Origin of the sequence: Butyrivibrio sp. MC2021, assembly GCF_000621605.1 — a bacterium.
GTDB lineage: Bacteria > Bacillota > Clostridia > Lachnospirales > Lachnospiraceae > Butyrivibrio.
On record NZ_JHXX01000005.1, the window covers coordinates 89524 to 106509 of the forward strand.

General features: G+C 47.5%; 12 protein-coding genes and 1 pseudogene. 12 read left to right on the forward strand and 1 reads right to left on the reverse strand.

Features of this window, described 5'->3' with window-relative positions:
* The first annotated feature begins 7 nt into the window (after positions 1 to 7).
* The 8 genes and pseudogenes from rsmI (at position 8) to T359_RS0111190 (ending at position 9825) form a co-directional block, all read left to right on the forward strand.
* Complete coding sequence (gene rsmI, locus T359_RS0111155; protein ID WP_026517562.1) at positions 8 to 859, forward strand: 16S rRNA (cytidine(1402)-2'-O)-methyltransferase; 852 nt, start codon at positions 8 to 10, stop codon at positions 857 to 859.
* Positions 860 to 885: 26 nt separating this feature from the next.
* The gene (locus tag T359_RS0111160) at positions 886 to 2190 is read left to right on the forward strand and encodes a glycoside hydrolase family 27 protein (protein ID WP_026517563.1); all 1305 of its coding nucleotides are present in this window, start codon (positions 886 to 888) and stop codon (positions 2188 to 2190) included.
* A gap of 270 nt (positions 2191 to 2460) precedes the next feature.
* The gene (gene pckA / locus T359_RS0111165) at positions 2461 to 4074 is read left to right on the forward strand and encodes a phosphoenolpyruvate carboxykinase (ATP) (RefSeq protein ID WP_026517564.1); all 1614 of its coding nucleotides are present in this window, start codon (positions 2461 to 2463) and stop codon (positions 4072 to 4074) included.
* 281 nt (positions 4075 to 4355) lie between these two features.
* Complete coding sequence (locus T359_RS0111170; protein ID WP_026517565.1) at positions 4356 to 6476, forward strand: putative bifunctional diguanylate cyclase/phosphodiesterase; 2121 nt, start codon at positions 4356 to 4358, stop codon at positions 6474 to 6476.
* A gap of 121 nt (positions 6477 to 6597) precedes the next feature.
* The gene (locus T359_RS21625; protein ID WP_051545292.1) at positions 6598 to 7332 is read left to right on the forward strand and encodes a hypothetical protein; all 735 of its coding nucleotides are present in this window, start codon (positions 6598 to 6600) and stop codon (positions 7330 to 7332) included.
* Positions 7333 to 7512: 180 nt separating this feature from the next.
* Positions 7513 to 9225: a CehA/McbA family metallohydrolase gene (locus T359_RS0111185; RefSeq protein WP_026517566.1), complete on the forward strand. Its 1713-nt coding sequence runs from the start codon at positions 7513 to 7515 to the stop codon at positions 9223 to 9225.
* Between the two features lie 32 nt (positions 9226 to 9257).
* A pseudogene (locus T359_RS23360) lies at positions 9258 to 9347 on the forward strand (glucosamine-6-phosphate deaminase); the annotation flags it as partial.
* A 100-nt stretch (positions 9348 to 9447) separates the two neighbouring features.
* Positions 9448 to 9825 carry a hypothetical protein gene (locus tag T359_RS0111190; RefSeq protein ID WP_026517567.1) on the forward strand — a complete coding sequence of 126 codons (378 nt, stop codon included), beginning with the start codon at positions 9448 to 9450 and terminating at the stop codon, positions 9823 to 9825.
* 243 nt (positions 9826 to 10068) lie between these two features.
* On the opposite strand, the gene T359_RS0111195 is transcribed toward T359_RS0111190, so the two are convergent.
* On the reverse strand, positions 10069 to 10980 hold the full coding sequence (locus tag T359_RS0111195; protein WP_026517568.1) for an AraC family transcriptional regulator: 912 nt from the start codon (positions 10978 to 10980) through the stop codon (positions 10069 to 10071).
* A 628-nt stretch (positions 10981 to 11608) separates the two neighbouring features.
* Between T359_RS0111195 and T359_RS21630 the strand changes: the two genes are divergently transcribed.
* The 4 genes from T359_RS21630 (at position 11609) to galT (ending at position 16970) form a co-directional block, all read left to right on the forward strand.
* On the forward strand, positions 11609 to 12784 hold the full coding sequence (locus tag T359_RS21630; RefSeq protein WP_051545294.1) for a 5-bromo-4-chloroindolyl phosphate hydrolysis family protein: 1176 nt from the start codon (positions 11609 to 11611) through the stop codon (positions 12782 to 12784).
* A 60-nt stretch (positions 12785 to 12844) separates the two neighbouring features.
* On the forward strand, positions 12845 to 14008 hold the full coding sequence (locus tag T359_RS0111205) for a toxic anion resistance protein (protein WP_051545297.1): 1164 nt from the start codon (positions 12845 to 12847) through the stop codon (positions 14006 to 14008).
* A 231-nt stretch (positions 14009 to 14239) separates the two neighbouring features.
* Positions 14240 to 15421, forward strand: coding sequence for a galactokinase (locus tag T359_RS0111210; RefSeq protein ID WP_242839085.1), 1182 nt, complete (start codon positions 14240 to 14242; stop codon positions 15419 to 15421).
* A 13-nt stretch (positions 15422 to 15434) separates the two neighbouring features.
* Positions 15435 to 16970 carry a UDP-glucose--hexose-1-phosphate uridylyltransferase gene (gene galT / locus T359_RS0111215; protein WP_026517571.1) on the forward strand — a complete coding sequence of 512 codons (1536 nt, stop codon included), beginning with the start codon at positions 15435 to 15437 and terminating at the stop codon, positions 16968 to 16970.
* Positions 16971 to 16986 lie beyond the last annotated feature (16 nt).

Sequence of the window (16986 nt, forward strand, 5' to 3'; positions counted from 1 at the left end):
AAATTATATGGCAGGAAAGTTATATTTATGTGCGACTCCCATAGGCAATCTGGACGACATGACCTTCAGAGTCCTGGAGACCCTCAGGAGCGTTGATCTGATCGCAGCGGAGGACACCAGAAACAGTATCAAGCTGCTTAATCACTTCGATATACATACAGAGATGACAAGCTACCACGAGTACAACAAGTATGACAAGGCTCAGTGGCTTATTCAGAAAATGCAGGAGGGCACCAATGTGGCCCTTATTACCGATGCGGGAACCCCGGCTATCTCGGATCCCGGAGAGGTGCTGGTGGCAGAGTGCCAGAAGGCGGGAATCACTGTAACTTCCCTGCCCGGGCCCGCCGCTTGCATCACGGCCCTTACCCTTTCGGGCCTCAGCACCAGAAGGTTCTGCTTCGAGGGCTTTTTACCCTCCCAGGATGATAAAAAGGCGAGAAAAAGGATCCTGGAGGACCTTAAGGACGAGAGCAGGACAATGATAGTCTATGAAGCGCCCCACCATCTGAAGGCTGTGTTAAAGGACCTTCTTGAGACCTTGGGTGACAGGCGTATCACCATCTGCAGGGAGCTTACCAAGAAATTCGAGGAGGCCAACCCTACTACAATTCAGGAAGCAATCTCTTTTTATGAAAAAAATGAGCCCAGAGGCGAGTACGTGCTGGTCATCGAGGGCAAGAGTCTCCAGGAGCAGGATGCTGAGAAGCAGCTTTCCTGGCAGGAGATGAGCATAGAAGAACATATGAAGATCTACGAAGATCAGGGAATATCCCACAAGGACGCCATGAAGAAGGTGGCAGCAGACAGAGGCGTGGGAAAAAGAGAGATTTATCAGGCATTGTTAGATAAAGAATGATTTGGCGGTACAACGGGGAGATTACTATGGCAGAGAAAAATTATGTAGCAAAAAGGCCCCCAATGGGGTGGAACAGCTGGGACTGTTACGGAGCCAGCGTAAATGAGGAGCAGCTCCTTGGAAATGCTCAGTATATGGCAGATCACCTTAAGGAATTTGGCTGGGAGTACGTGGTCTGCGACATTCAGTGGTACGAGCCCACGGCGGATTCCCACTGGTATCACAAGTTCACAGAGCTGGAGATGGATGAGTATTCAAGACTTATCCCCGCAGTGAACAGATTCCCCTCTTCTGCAGGGGGCAAGGGCTTTGGGCCTATCGCTGAGAAGATTCACGACATGGGCCTGAAATTCGGAATCCACATCATGAGAGGAATCCCGAGACAGGCTGTCCACAGGAACACCGGGCTTCTTGGAACCACAGCAACAGCCAGAGATATCGCCCAGACAGGCTCCATCTGCATGTGGAACACCGATATGTACGGAGTTGACGCTTCTGTCATGGGAGCCCAGGAATACTACAATTCTATTTTCAAAATGTACGCCGAATGGGGCGTTGATTATGTAAAGGTGGACGACATCGCCAGAGTAGACGTTGGCCCTGAGGCGCCGGGAGCAGGCTTTTCCGAGATCGCCATGATCAAAAAGGCCATCGAAAACTGCGGAAGACCCATGGTTCTCAGCCTTTCACCGGGGCCCGCAAGAGTGGATCAGAAGGACTTCCTTCTGGAAAATGCCAACATGTGGCGAATGACCGACGACTTCTGGGATAAATGGGAGCACCTCTACGGCATGTTCGAGAGATGCCACGCCTGGGAGGGCATCGGCTGCAAGGACCACTGGCCCGACTGCGACATGCTTCCCCTTGGCAAGCTCTGCCTTATAGAAAAAGAGGGCGGCGGTCACTATACCTCTTTTACAGAGAATGAGCAGAGGATCCTCATGACACTGTGGTGCATGTTCAGATCCCCGCTTATGTTCGGCGGAGAGATGCGTGAGAACGACGACTTCACCCTGCATCTTATGACCAACACAAGAGTCCTTGATATGCACCGCTACGGAAGGAAGGCAAAGCAGATATCCCGTGAGGACGACCTGGTGACCTGGAAGAGCCAGACCAAGGACGGACAGAAGGCCTACGTGGCCTTCTTTAACATCAGCGAGAACAAAAAGAAGTTCAAGATAAAATTCAAGAATCTTGGGATCAAGGCCAAGGGCGAGCTTCCTGCAGCCAATATGTGGACCGGTGAGGGCGTGATGCTGAAGGATAAGACCCAGGTGGAGATGGAACCCCACAGCGTGCTGTGTTTTGAGCTGGGGATTTCTGAGTAAGCCCGAATGTTACTATGAGCAGTCGTAAGACTGTGAATAGTAACGAATAATGATCAAGAGGGGCAAATTTACAGTTATTTTATACAAATTTGCCCTGAAATTCTTGTGAAAATCTTGCCTTTGTAGTATAAATGTAGTAGTGGGCTCAATTTGGCCCAACCTTTAACAGTGTATCTGCGAATTTTCTGCATATTGTTTAATTTAATAACTTTAAACTGATAATATCAGACTATTTGCGCGAAAAAATATTATAAGAAAAGAGGTCACAGAATGGCAAACATTGATTTAACTCAGTATGGCATCACAGGCACAACCGAGCTGGTTTACAACCCTTCATACGAGCTTCTTTACGAAGAAGAGAAGAAGTCAGATCTTACAGGATACGAGGTAGGTGTTGACACAGAACTCGGTGCAGTAAACGTTATGACAGGTATCTACACAGGTCGTTCACCTAAAGATAAGTATATCGTAATGGATGCTAACTCAAAGGATACTGTTTGGTGGACTTCTGACGAGTACAAGAACGATAACCACCCTATGAGCGAGGAAGTTTGGGCTAAGGTTAAGGACATTGCAAAGAAAGAGCTTTGCAACAAGAGACTCTTTGTAGTAGATGCTTTCTGCGGTGCTAACAAGGATTCCCGTATGGCAGTTCGTTTCATCGTTGAGGTTGCATGGCAGGCTCACTTCATCAAGAACATGTTCATCCAGCCTACAGAGGCAGAGCTCGCTGAGTTCAAGCCTGATTTCGTAGTTTACAACGCTTCCAAGGCTAAGGTTGATGACTATCAGGCACTTGGACTTAACTCCGAGACTTGCGTAGCATTCAACATCACAAGCCGTGAGCAGGTTATCATCAATACATGGTACGGCGGAGAGATGAAGAAGGGTATGTTCTCAATGATGAACTATTACCTTCCTCTTAAGGGCATGGCTTCCATGCACTGCTCAGCTAACACAGATATGGAAGGTAAGAACACAGCTGTATTCTTCGGCCTTTCAGGAACAGGTAAGACAACACTTTCTACAGATCCTAAGAGACTTCTCATCGGTGATGACGAGCACGGCTGGGACGACAACGGAGTATTCAACTTCGAGGGCGGCTGCTATGCTAAGGTTATCGGCCTTGACAAGGAGTCTGAGCCTGATATCTACAACGCTATCAAGAGAGACGCTCTTCTTGAGAACGTAACTGTAGCTGCAGACGGCAAAATCGACTTTGACGATAAGAGCGTTACAGAGAACACTCGTGTATCTTATCCTATCAACCACATTAAGAACATCGTTCTCAACGTTAATCCTACATCTTCAGGCCCTGCTGCTAAGAACGTTATCTTCCTTTCAGCTGATGCGTTCGGAGTACTTCCTCCTGTATCAATTCTGACACCTGAGCAGACACAGTACTACTTCCTTTCAGGCTTCACAGCTAAGCTTGCAGGAACAGAGAGAGGAATCACAGAGCCTACACCTACATTCTCAGCATGCTTCGGACAGGCATTCCTTGAGCTTCATCCTACAAAGTACGGTGAGGAGCTCGTTAAGAAGATGCAGAAGAGCGGAGCTAAGGCTTACCTCGTAAACACAGGTTGGAACGGAACAGGTAAGAGAATTTCCATCAAGGATACTCGTGGTATCATTGATGCCATCCTTAACGGCGATGTAAACAAGGCTGAGACCAAGAAGATCCCGATCTTCGACTTCGAAGTTCCTACATCACTTCCGGGAGTTGATCCTGCAATCCTTGATCCTAGAGATACATACGCTGATGCTTCTGAGTGGGAGACAAAGGCTAAGGATCTTGCAGAGAGATTCATCAAGAACTTCAAGAAGTACGAAGGCAACGATGCAGGTAAGGCACTTGTTGCTGCCGGCCCTAAGCTTTGATTTAAGAGCCTGTGCTTAGAATAATATGATTATCAGGGGATGGTTTCCTTCGGGAGACCATCCCTTTTTTAGAGACTTTTTTAATGCTTAGTTTATAAAAAAGTTATCGGCTATATGTTATAATATTATCGGTTCGAAGCGCTTTGCGATTATGGATATACTTTATGGAAAATGTAGAGCAAGAACATCTCACAAATATAATAGATAGAACGCTCATAATAGCGATCCTTGTTTCTTATGGGTGCTTTTGCATCAGTACCTTCTTAAGAAACAATTTTTTTATGCTCCTGTTTTCGCCGGTAACGGTTACGCTGACAGGCGTACTTATGCTGTTTTGTTTAAAGAGGCTTGGGAGATACTGGGTTTCTTCACTTATCCTGGCCTGCGGAGTGCTTTTCTATGCACTGGCGGATATCATAATGTTCTTTGATGAGGCTGTAACCGGGAAATTCGCCATGGGCGAACTTATAGCCACAATATATCTTTTTCCCAATTATCTCTTTGGCACATCAGTCGCTGTCTATTTCCTGCAAAAATTAAAAAGAACAGAGCTATACCAGTTTCTTGTAAATGTGTTTGTCTTTACAAGCTTTGGCTTAGTGGCTTTCAGACATATTCTTATTTATCTCGGCTCCTACGAGATTCTTACACGATCTGAGCTTCTAAGAGTTTATCTTTATTTCAGCATCAATTTTTTTATCCTGATAATGCTCTTTAACATGTACTGTATGATTGCGGCCGGAGGCGGAATCAAGCCCACAAATATCATGATCCTGGGTATTTTTGTCTATATCATATTTGATATTCCCTACACCTATCTGCAGGCCATAGGGCAGGATCCGGAAAATGACTATACAAACCTGTTTTACGTGCTGTGCATGATGCTCATGGCCTGTGGATTGTATTTTCAGGTCAAAAAAGAATATGATTTCAAGCTAAAGGGCTATGAATACTCGGAGAGAACTGCCAAGCGAACCAGTATTTTTGTTACTGTAGGCATCTTGGCTTCTCTTGTTTTGCGTTGTACCAATCATATAGACAGGGACGAATTCTTCTTTATCGTGCTGCCTATGCTGGTTTACTGGCTGACATATTCGGTACTTCATAACGGAGCCCTGAACGAGCAGCTTTTGAAACAGAGGGATATTCTGACGGGGCTTTACAACAGGCGATATAGCGCTGTCATCCTGGCGGACTCCGTAAGACAGGCCCAGGACAGCGGCAGGAAATTTGCGATCTTTTATGCCGATCTTAACTCCTTCAAGCCCATCAACGATTCCTATGGCCACGATATGGGGGACAGGGTTCTTAAGGAATTTGGATCCCGTATGCTGGCCCTTCCTTCGGATTATGTTTCCTTCAGAACCGGAGGAGACGAGTTCATGATTGTAAAAAATGGGGTTGAGTCCGAGGCGGACCTAGATGCCACGGCGGTCCATCTTCAGAGGCTTTTTAACACGCCCCTTAACCTGGATACATACATTTTTACCCTGTCCGGAAGTATTGGCTATGCCCTTTATCCCGATGACAGCAAAGAGACTGATAACCTGATCCGCTATGCGGATGCGGCCATGTATTCCGTCAAGCACAGCGCCAATAAGGATGATTTCAAGAGGTTCGACAAGGGGCTGGTGGCCAGTGTTGAGAAGCATAAATCCCTTGAGAACAGGCTAAAGGATGCAGATCCGGCAAAAGACTTTGAACTGCGATATCAGCCAAGGATAGATGCCGGCACCGGAAAGACCGTGGCGGTGGAGGTGCTGCCAAGATTAAAGTCCGAGGAGGAATGTACCGCCTATGAGCTTCTTCCCATAGCGGAAGAGGTGGGACTTATGAACCGCCTTGGCAAGTGGATAATTGAGACAGCCCTTGATCAGCAGAAAAAATGGCGGGATGAGGATGGGAAAAATATTGCAGTTTCTGTGAATCTGTCGCCACTGCAGCTTTTGGACAAGGATTTTCTCACAAGGCTTAGAAAGATCACAGAGAGCGACGGCCTTGATCCATCGGGGATCCTTTTGGAGATCAGCAATGAAGCCATTATGGGAGCTTCAACAGCTGTGAGGCAGACCCTCTGGGACCTTAATAAGTACGGCTATCACCTGGTGCTCAATGACTTCGGCGGTGGAAATATCAACCTTAGTCAGATGCAGGACTGCGGCCTTACTGCCATCAATCTGTCCCCATCCCTGGTGCTGGGAGAAGAGGACAAGAAGGTAAAAACACTGATAAAGGCCATTGTGAGCATGGCAATGGAGCTTGATATCAAGGTCTGCGCCATAGGTGTTGAGAGCAGGGAACAGGCAGAGGCTCTTGGGAAAATGGGCATCACCTGCCTTCAGGGATTCTACTATGGCAAACCTCTTTCTGCAGAGGATTTTAAAAATTCCCAGTACTTTTAGGACAAAAAATGCAATGTTTTTTCGAAATAAGGCAAAAAAACGAGTATAAAATGTGATACAGCCGGGAATTACCTGAGCCAGCGGCTTCAATTTCTTAATTTACTACCTTAGTGAGGATAACATGGAAAAAAAAGAGTGCGTAATTTTACATGCCCCAATTTTGTATATGGATGAGAGAGAACCTTTCAGTATACGTAAGGTTGGGTATGAGGTGTATGAGGAGGATGGCGCGGGAAGCGTGTCCTTCAACAGAAAGTTTGATTTTCAGAATTATAAGGGGACTGTGAAGGTCATAGAATACGCTTACTATCTGGACTATGACATTCAGCATCTCTACGATCTGGAGCATATCTGGATTTATATGGATGAGGACGAGAACATGGTGGGAGCGGAAGGAAGCTACCACGGAAGGTTCCTGAGGGCAACGGCCCCGGGATTTACCAGCGTTTTCAAGAAGGGTGAGATGGATGAGGAATATCTGATCCATGACGGGGCAGCCTCAAGGGTTATTTATCCGAAGGGCAGCAGGCTTATCATGTACTCCCAGCCGGGAAAGCACGCCATGCTGTCAAATCCAAAGCTTATGTACCTCTATCCGGAGCTCTTTGAAGCCTGCGACAGGCTATGCGGCATAAACGGCCTTGATGCTCCCGAGAAATTTTTGAAGGACATACATTTATCCCAGGAAGAGAACCGGAAGGTGGCCCGGTACATAAAAGAAAAGTTCTCCTTTGAGCCTGTGATGAGATTCCAGGAAAGAGAGATAAACCACGATGACTACATCCCCTGGCAGGAACTTGAATGGGAGATCCCCGGTTTTATCAAGGAGCAGTTAAAGATAATACTTGAAGGATAAAACGGCATTTAGACAGGAGCGCAGATGCAGATTTTTTCTGATGTTATGCCCATTGAGAAGGTCATGACAAAGGAGGGCGTCAGGGTTATCGAGATTCCCTACGACAGCAGGGAAAGCATAAAAAGCGCGTAGATTGTGCACTGTAACATCCATAAAATGGGTAGTATAAGTGGAGGCAATATGAGTAAAGAAACGAAATTTCTGTCTATAGCTATAGGTTTAATGCAGGGGATCCAGAAGGAGAGAGGCATCTCAGACCCGGTTCTTGAGAACATGACCGCTGACCGCCTGGACAACTTCATCCGCTGCGCCAGAGTGGTCTGCCCAAGCGCTCCAAGGCGAACCAACGAAGTGGACTACCCTGCCAAGAACTTCAGGAACCGCTTCCACAGAAACGGAATTCCCGAAGGCTGCAAAGCTCTGGGAGACGTATTTGTCGAGACCACCCGCCACGGCAGGGGAATTCCCGCCCAGGTGAAGTTCTTCAAGCTCCTGGAAAATGAGACCCCGGAGGAGTTCGACCGTGTAAACGGCAAGATCACCATGATAAGGGATATCACAGGCCTGGACGGCGTTCTTCACAGATTCCTTCCTGTGGGAAGATATGTGGTTGAAGTCTCCAGGGGCAGTGAATATGAAATTATAGAAGACTATATAGAGGTGGAAAAGGGCGGCCTGGTTAAGAAAAACTACGAGCTGAACCGCTTTATCAACCTGGATAAGATGGGCTTTATCGCCGGAGACATCCATCACCACAGCATTTACTCAAGCCCCACCTTTGGGGGCGATGACGACGTGGTGGAGGCTCCCTCAGAGGTGGCCAATTCTATGATGGCCATGGGGCTTGGCTTCGGAGCACTTTCCGACCACCACAACATTCTTTGCCACAAGGCCTGGAAAGCCGGGGAGAGATACGATTTCATCCCTATTATTTCCAAGGAGATTTCCACTTCCAACGGCCATGTTATAGCCCTCGGCGTGGATACCGACGTTATTTACAAGATACCGGAACCTGAGGACAGAACCGATGAGTACCTCAGAAGCGAGTTTGTGAGAATTACGGACGAGATCAAGGAAAAAGGCGGACTGGCCCAGATAAATCACCCAAGGGACCTGCAGAAGGCCATCTCCTGGAACCCTGATTTTAACGATATGCTGGATATTTTCGAGACCATGGAGATCTGGAACGGCTCCAATCCCATGATGAGCGGCAGCACCAATGACCTGGCAAGAACCCTGTGGCATCAGTGCATGCGAAAGGGGCTTTTCCTTCCTGCCACCACGGGAAGCGACACCCACAACATCTGCGCCGATGATTATCACGTTTTGTATGACGAGATCATGGACCTGAGAACCATGACTCAGCTGAACACAAAGGAGCTTTCCGAGAAATATCCGGAGGAAGTTCAGGTCTTTTCACAGATATTTGAAAACCTGCTTCCAATCCTGGAGAAATGGGCAGAGACCAACCTCACCAGCGGCGGCGTAAGGACCTATGTAAATCTTGGAACCAATAAGCCCAGAGAGGAGACCCATACAGCTCAGAACGTGATGGATGCCCTGCGGGCGGGACACAGCTTTTTGACCAACGGACCCATTCTTATGACCACCGTAAACGGCAAGGGTCCCGGGGAAAAACTGTCCAAGGGAGCGAATGCTCTTGAGATAGATATAAAGCTCTATGCCAACAGGCCACTTTCCTGTCTTCAGATCTGCACCGAGAACGGTGTGGTAAAAGAGCTGGAGCTGAAGGCTGCGCCGGAGAACGGATTTTACGATTACAGCATGGAATTAACTGAGAACATAGATGACTACAGTGATTCCAATTACATATATTTCCTGGCAAAGGACGACTGCACGAACCTGGCCATCACCAATCCGGTGATTCGCTGAAGATCAGCGGGCGTAGGACTGGGTCTGGCGATACTCCCTGGGTTCCCGCTTCCATATTGCAGCTTCACCCTGATTTTACTTTGGTTGCGGATGATGCCGCTTTGAGCCTGATGAATATCTAGTTTCCTTCACAGAAAATTCGAAATTTTATAGTTTTTATTTTCGCTTCATTGATGTTATGATGATTCTGGTTTTATTTTGGGAATATTTTGGAGCGAAGGTATGGAAACAATAGCACTTTACGAGAATCTGTCTGTAGTCCTGGGAGTTCTGGGATTTATCCTGCTGCTGGCAGCGGTATTTCTTTGGTTCTTTCTTGATGTCAGACATTATATAGCTGTTCTTACAGGTTCGGAGGCCAAAAAGGAAGTGGGCATGATCAGACAGGCAGCCACCTCCGGTCAGGTTCAGGCGGATATGAAGTACAACCGCACTTCCGGAGCCGTTATTTCCTGGAACACTTCAGGACAGCTCAACAAAAATAATACCGGCAACACAGGCAGGATGATGCTCGGAATGAATCCCGGTCTTCAGAACAGCGGCGCCATGACAGTTCTTATGACTGACAACGGCGACGAGACACAGCTTCTTATGCCATAAAAAATTAAGGTCTATCGTATCGGATCAACCGGTGCGACAGACCTTTTTTATGTAATAGGAAATTGCTTCCTATTACATAAAAACGCTCCGCTATGGATGCGCACTACTGTGTATGACATTTCACTAGGCTCGAAAAAACCTCGCCAAGTGATCTGCACATCGCGCGTTAGGAATGTGTTGCATGAATGCAACCGCGCTCGGCGCGAGAATGTCGCTAGCGACATTCATTTTATTGCAAAATGATCAGTTGGGATCGTTGGATTCGTGGCTTCTGGCCTCGATGAGCTGCTCCATGAGAAGCAGGTGGTCCTCATCCATCACGGGATTGCTCTTGGGCAGGGACTTGCGGTAGGCGGAGGGGGACATCTTCTTTTCCTGGCGGAAGGCCTTGGAGAAAACAAGAGGATCCGAGTAGCCGCAGGATATGGCGATGGATTCTATGGGGAGCTGGGTCAGCTGCAGCAGCTCTGTGGCCTTGGCTATTCGATAGCTGGTCAGGTACTGCTGGGGGGAGATCCCCAGGGTTTTTTCAAACAATGTGTAAAGATAACTTCTGTTGATGCAGACGTAGTTGGCGATGTCCGTGACCTTGATGGGGTTGCAGTAGTTGGAGCGGACAAAGGCCTGGGCCTTGGTTACATAGTAGTTGGCGCTTCCCTCATCGCTTCTCTGGGAGACGCTGATACCGGAGGCAATAACCGACAGGAACAGGGACAAAAGGCCGTTTCTTCTCAGGGAGTCCTCCACGGAAAAGGTGTTGTGGTCCATCATGTCCTTCACCAGGTCATAGATGGCGGGGCCGCAGTCGCTCTTAAATACCGGCTGCTGCAGGGACAGACCCAGCTGCGACACGATGGCCTCGGCTCTTCTTCCCCCAAAGCCCACCCACACGTAGGTCCAGGGATCCTTCTCATCTGAGACATAGTAGGCCAGCTCATCCGGCACGATAAGAAAGCCGTAGCCCTTCTGCAGCGGGTAGTTCTTGCCGCCGATGGTGAAGCTTCCCTTGCCGTTCATAACGAAATGTATCATGAAATGGGGCTTTAACGCCGGGCCGAAACTGTGATTCGCCAAAGTCTGCGAAAGTCCACAGCAATATACGTATAAATCGTCGGATTCCTCCGTCCCAAATAGCAATTTATATGCTTTTTCCATTGAATAACCTCTGCTAAACTGATAATCAGTGAAACTAACTCTAATAATATCATATATGTTGAGGAGGGCAAACTCTATGAAATTAGAACGTAGTTCCACTGCTTTACACTATACCAACCCATTCAACGCAAAAAGCACCCACCCAGAGTCCCTCACTCCTTAAGGGAAACCAAAACCCTAAGCAGTGAGTCAAAACCCCAAAGGGACTCTGCGTAACTTATAAAATCTCACAATATTTTTACAGCATGTACTTTACTAAAGAACAAATGAAATCTTAGCCCTGACTATTTAAACTGCACAGGTTGGTGATAGGTGGTGGGGTTGCCATGTCTCCGTAAAAATGAAATATGTGAGACATTCGAACGACGACCATGATTTAAGAGCACTGCAGACAGGAAGTCAGGCGAGTGTTCTGAGCAACGTCGAAATGAGCCTGACTTCCTGGATGCAGTGCCTTAAATCAGTGAGTCGGGCGATGCGAACAGATTTTATTTTTGCGGGGGCAGGGCGAAACTACCGCCATCACCACCCGTCCGGATAAAATTTCTGGGGCCAAGATTGCATTGTTATTTTGCAATGAATGCTGTAAAATTGTGAGATGTAAAAGTGTTTTATTATGGAGGAAGACGTGGATAAACAGACACAGGACCTGATTGATGCGGGAAATGATATTTTAAAAAGTGTTACCAGCGCCATCGACAGAAACGATTACAGCACGCTGGCGGCAGACATCAGCAGGACTTTAAAAACAGTTAGCATAGAAAAAAGAACGACCTACGCAAGCCGTAATTACAGGCAGCCTGCCAGGACAACATATACTACAAGAGGTAATGCTGCACCCCAGGTCAGAAAGGTCACATATCCTTTTTTACAGAAGAGGATCAGTAAGTACAACGGAGTCGGAGAGATCATCTTTGGCGGATCTGTGGGACTTACCATTGCGCTTCCCATTTTCGCCGGAATGGTGGCATCCAATCTCATTCCCGGCATGATCATCAGCGGAGGATTACTTGCAGCCTGCGCATTTCTGACTTTCAGAGGCATCGGCAAGCTCAAACTGGCCAAGAAGCTTTATCTCTACGGAAATGTTCTCAAGGACGCCGAGTATTTCAAGATCAGCGACCTTGCCAAGGTTACACTTAAGACCGATGAAGAGGTCCTCAAGGACATCAAGGCTCTTATCAAAAAGGGATACGTTCCCAGAGCCAAGCTTGATTCTTCCGAGACCACCTGCATGATCACAGACAATGCATATCAGATGTACCTCGGAGCCGAGCAGGACAGACTCGCCAGAGAAAAGAGAGAAGAGAAACAGCAGGAAGTTACAAGAAGCAAGGCTCTTACCAAGGAGCAGTCAATTCTTGCTGAGGGCGAGGACTACGTTAAGTTTGTCAGAGAGATCAACGACATCATTCCTGACACCGACGAGATGTCCGACAAGCTCTATCGCCTTGAGAATATCATGAACAGGATATTCGCTCAGGTTGAGAAGGATCCCGACAGCGCAGATGAGCTTCACAAGCTTATGAATTATTATCTCCCCACCACCAGAAAGCTCCTTACAGCTTATGTTGAGCTGGACAAGCAGCCCGATGTGGGAGAGAACATTGTTAAGACCAAGAAAGAGATCGATTCCGCCATGGATACCATCAATGAGGCCTTCGAGAATCTTCTGGACAGCCTCTTCCAGGATATGGCATGGGACATCTCTTCAGATATCTCCGTTATGAAGTCCATGATGGCTCAGGACGGACTTACTACAGAGGGACAGGGTGTTGCAGCTCAGATGCAGATGAAGCCCTGATTGAGAGCGTTACATAATAATAGTACATAAAAACATAATATTGTTTTGGAGGAGAATAAGATGGCAGAATTAGAATTTGAATCAGCTCCCGCAGCACCTTCACTTTCATTCGGTGCGGAAGCACAGGCTCAGGCAGCACCTGAAGCACCTAAGGCTGAGGCCAAGGACAACGGCAATGTAGCCCTTGAGGCACAGCTTTCACCTGAAGAACTCAAGCAGGTTGAGGACTTCAGCAAGCAGATCGACATCAACAACAGCACAGGCATCATGAACTACGGTGTCGGCACACAAAAGAAATTGGCTGACTTCTCAGAGAAGGCCATCGACAACGTTAAGACCAAGGATATGGGCGAAGTTGGCGATATGATCACAGGCCTTGTTACTCAGCTTAAGAGCTTCGAGATCGACGAGGACGAGAAGGGCATCAAGGCATTGTTCAAGAAGAGTGCCAACAAGATCGAGGCCATGAAGGCTAAATATGCCAAGGTTGAGACCAACGTTCAGACCATCAGCAATGAGCTGGAGAGACATCAGGTTACTCTTATGAAGGACGTTGAGCTCCTTGACAGAATGTATGACCTTAACCTCAACTACTACAAGGAGCTTTCAATGTACATCCTTGCAGGTAAGAAGAGACTTGAGGAGGAGCGTGCAACTACTCTCGTAGAGCTTCAGAAGAAGGCTGCAGAGTCAGGACTTCCTGAGGACGCTGAGAAGGCTAAGGACTTCGCAAGCAAGTGCGACAGATTTGAGAAAAAGATCTACGACCTTGAGCTTACAAGAACCATCGCAATGCAGACCGGACCACAGATCCGTATGGTACAGTCTTCAGATACAGTAATGGCTGAGAAGATCCAGTCAACCATCGTTAACACCATTCCTCTTTGGAAGAACCAGATGGTTATCGCCATCGGTATCGAGCATGCTACACAGGCAGCTCAGGCTGAGAGAGAAGTTAACGACATGACCAACAAGCTCCTTAGAAAGAACGCAGACGCCCTTAAGGTTGCTACCATCGAGAGCGCTAAGGAAGCTGAGAGAGGCATTGTTGATATCGAGACTCTTAAGCACACCAACGAGACTCTTATCACAACCCTTGATGAAGTTCTTAAGATCCAGACAGAAGGCAAGGCTAAGAGACGTGAGGCCGAGGCTGAGCTTGCTCAGATCGAGACACAGCTTCGTGACAAGCTCCTTGAGACAGCCAAGCTTCAGAACAACTAAATCATACATGAGTATATGCGGAGAGCCACGCAGAGATGTGTGGCTCTCTTTTTCTATCTAACATTTTGACAGCTTTCGGAAACAAAGCGTCATGGTAAAAGGAGCGGAAATATGTATTATAATGATATAGGTGCCAAAAGTCATGGAGCAATTCGTATATCATTATAATAGAGAAAAGATGGAATAAAACATAAACAACATATAAAAGGGTATGATTTACAGGAGGTTTTTATGATCGACCAGAAAATGAAGAAGTCAGTGCTGGAGAATTTTGAGAAGCAGTTCGGCAAAAAAGAAGGCGTTAAGGCTTATTTTGCACCGGGCAGAGTCAATCTCATCGGTGAGCATACCGATTACAACGGAGGACACGTTTTTCCCTGCGCACTGACCATCGGAACCTATGGCGCTGCAGCCAAGAGAGATGACAGAATGATCCAGCTGTTTTCTGTTAACCAGGACAGATTCGGAGTATACAAGGTTTCTCTGGATGACATTGAGACTCCTTCACCTAAGGCCGGATGGACCAACTATCCCCTGGGCGTGGTTTGGGCTTTTGCAAAAAGAGGAATGAAGCTTGATAAGGGCTTTGACATGGTCATCAACGGCAATATCCCCAACGGCTCAGGCCTTTCTTCATCCGCTTCCCTTGAGGTTCTCACAGGCTTTATCTTAAGAGACCTCTACGGATTTGAGGTAAGCAATCAGGATATCGCTCTTATCGGACAGTATTCCGAGAATAACTACAACGGCTGCAACTGCGGAATCATGGACCAGTTTGCTTCCGCCATGGGAAAAGAGAATAATGCTATTTTCCTTGATACAGCAGACCTTTCATTTGAATATGCACCTATTAAGCTTGAGGGAGCCAAGATCGTTATCGCCAACACCAACAAGAAGCACAAGCTCACAGATTCCCAGTACAACGCAAGACGAAGCATGTGCGAGGCAGCTCTGGCTATCTTTCAGAAGAGCCTTGATATAAAGGGACTGGGTGACCTCTCCATCGAGGAGTTCGAGGCAAATAAGCACCTTCTCACAGATCCCGATATGCAGAAAAAGGCTAAGCACGCTGTTTACGAGAACCAGCGCACCATCGAGGCTGTTAAGGCCCTTAAGGAAGGTAACCTTGAGCACTTCGGAGAGCTCATGAGACAGTCCCACGAGTCCCTTCGTGATGACTATGATGTAACAGGTGTTGAGCTTGATACTTTGGCTGAGGAAGCCTGGAAGATCCCCGGAGTCATCGGTTCAAGAATGACCGGCGGCGGATTCGGAGGCTGCACAGTTTCCATCGTCAAGGATGAAGCCATCGAGAACTTCAAGAAAACTGTGGGCGAGAACTATAAAAAGAAGATCGGATATGATGCAACCTTCTACACCGTAGAGATCGGCAACGGACCAATGGTGGTGTAATGAGGTAAATGCCATGAAAATTCAGGAAGCAATTAACAATCTTACAGCCTACGGCCTTGCCACAGGCTTAATAGAAAAAGAAGATATCATCTACACCCTCAACAGCCTTCTGATCCAGATGGGACTTGATGCTGCTGACTATGAAAAGGCAGATATCGTAGCTCTTTCAGAGAAGGTTCCGGCTGCGGGAATCGAGGACGGCACTTTTCTTGAGGAAGTTCTGAAGGTCCTTGACGACTATGCTGCTGAGAGCGGCCTTATCGAAAATGACAGCGTTGTCTACAGAGACCTTTTTGACACAAAGCTCATGGGCACACTCACAGAGAGACCCAGCGCTGTAATAAGGAAGTTCAACCAGCTCTACAAGGAGAGCCCTGAGAAGGCAACGGACTTCTATTACAATTTTTCAAAAAATACTGATTATATCAGAAGATATCGTATCTCAAAGGATATGAAGTGGATCGCGCCCACAGAGTACGGGGATCTGGACATCACCATCAACCTCTCCAAGCCGGAGAAGGACCCCAAAGCCATCGCTGCTGCAAGAAATGCCAAGCAGTCAGGCTATCCAAAGTGCCAGCTTTGCTGGGAGAACGAGGGCTACTCAGGAAGAGTTGACCATCCCGCCAGGGAAAACCACAGGATCATTCCTGTAACCATCCAGGACAGCCCCTGGGGATTTCAGTATTCACCTTATGTTTACTACAACGAGCACTGCATCGTTTTTAACTCAAAGCACATTCCTATGAAAATCGAGCACGGAACCTTCTGCAAACTCTTTGACTTTGTAAAGCAGTTCCCTCACTACTTCGTGGGCTCCAATGCGGACCTTCCCATTGTTGGAGGTTCTATCCTGAGCCACGACCACTTCCAGGGCGGACATTACACCTTCGCCATGGCCAAGGCTCCCGTGGAAAAAGAGTTCATCATCAAGGGCTTTGAGGATGTTAAGAGCGGTATTGTAAAATGGCCTATGTCCGTAATAAGGCTTTCAGCCCCTGACACAGACCGCATAATTGCTCTTGCGGACGTGATCCTTGAAAAGTGGAGAGGCTACACCGATGAAGCTGCCTTCATCTTTGCTGAAACCGATGGAACACCTCACAATACCATCACTCCCATCGCCAGAAAACGCGGAGACAACTACGAGCTTGACCTGGTGCTGAGGAACAATATCACCACCGAGGAGCATCCTCTTGGGGTATATCATCCCCACGCCGAGCTTCATCATATCAAGAAGGAGAACATCGGCCTTATCGAGGTAATGGGTCTTGCAGTACTTCCCGCCAGACTTAAGGGCGAGATGGCAGACCTTAAGGAGGCTATCCTTGCAGGAAAAGACCTTCGCGCCGACGAAGTCCTTGAGAAGCACGCAGACTGGGTGGATGAATTCAGCAAGAAATATGACAAAATAGATCAGGATAATATCGACGAAATTGTTCAGAACGAGATTGGAGAAGTATTCATGCATGTCCTTGAGAATGCAGGAGTTTACAAGAGAACTCCCGAGGGACAGGAAGCGTTCATGAGATTTGTGGAAAGTATATAACTGAGAACCGTCCCCA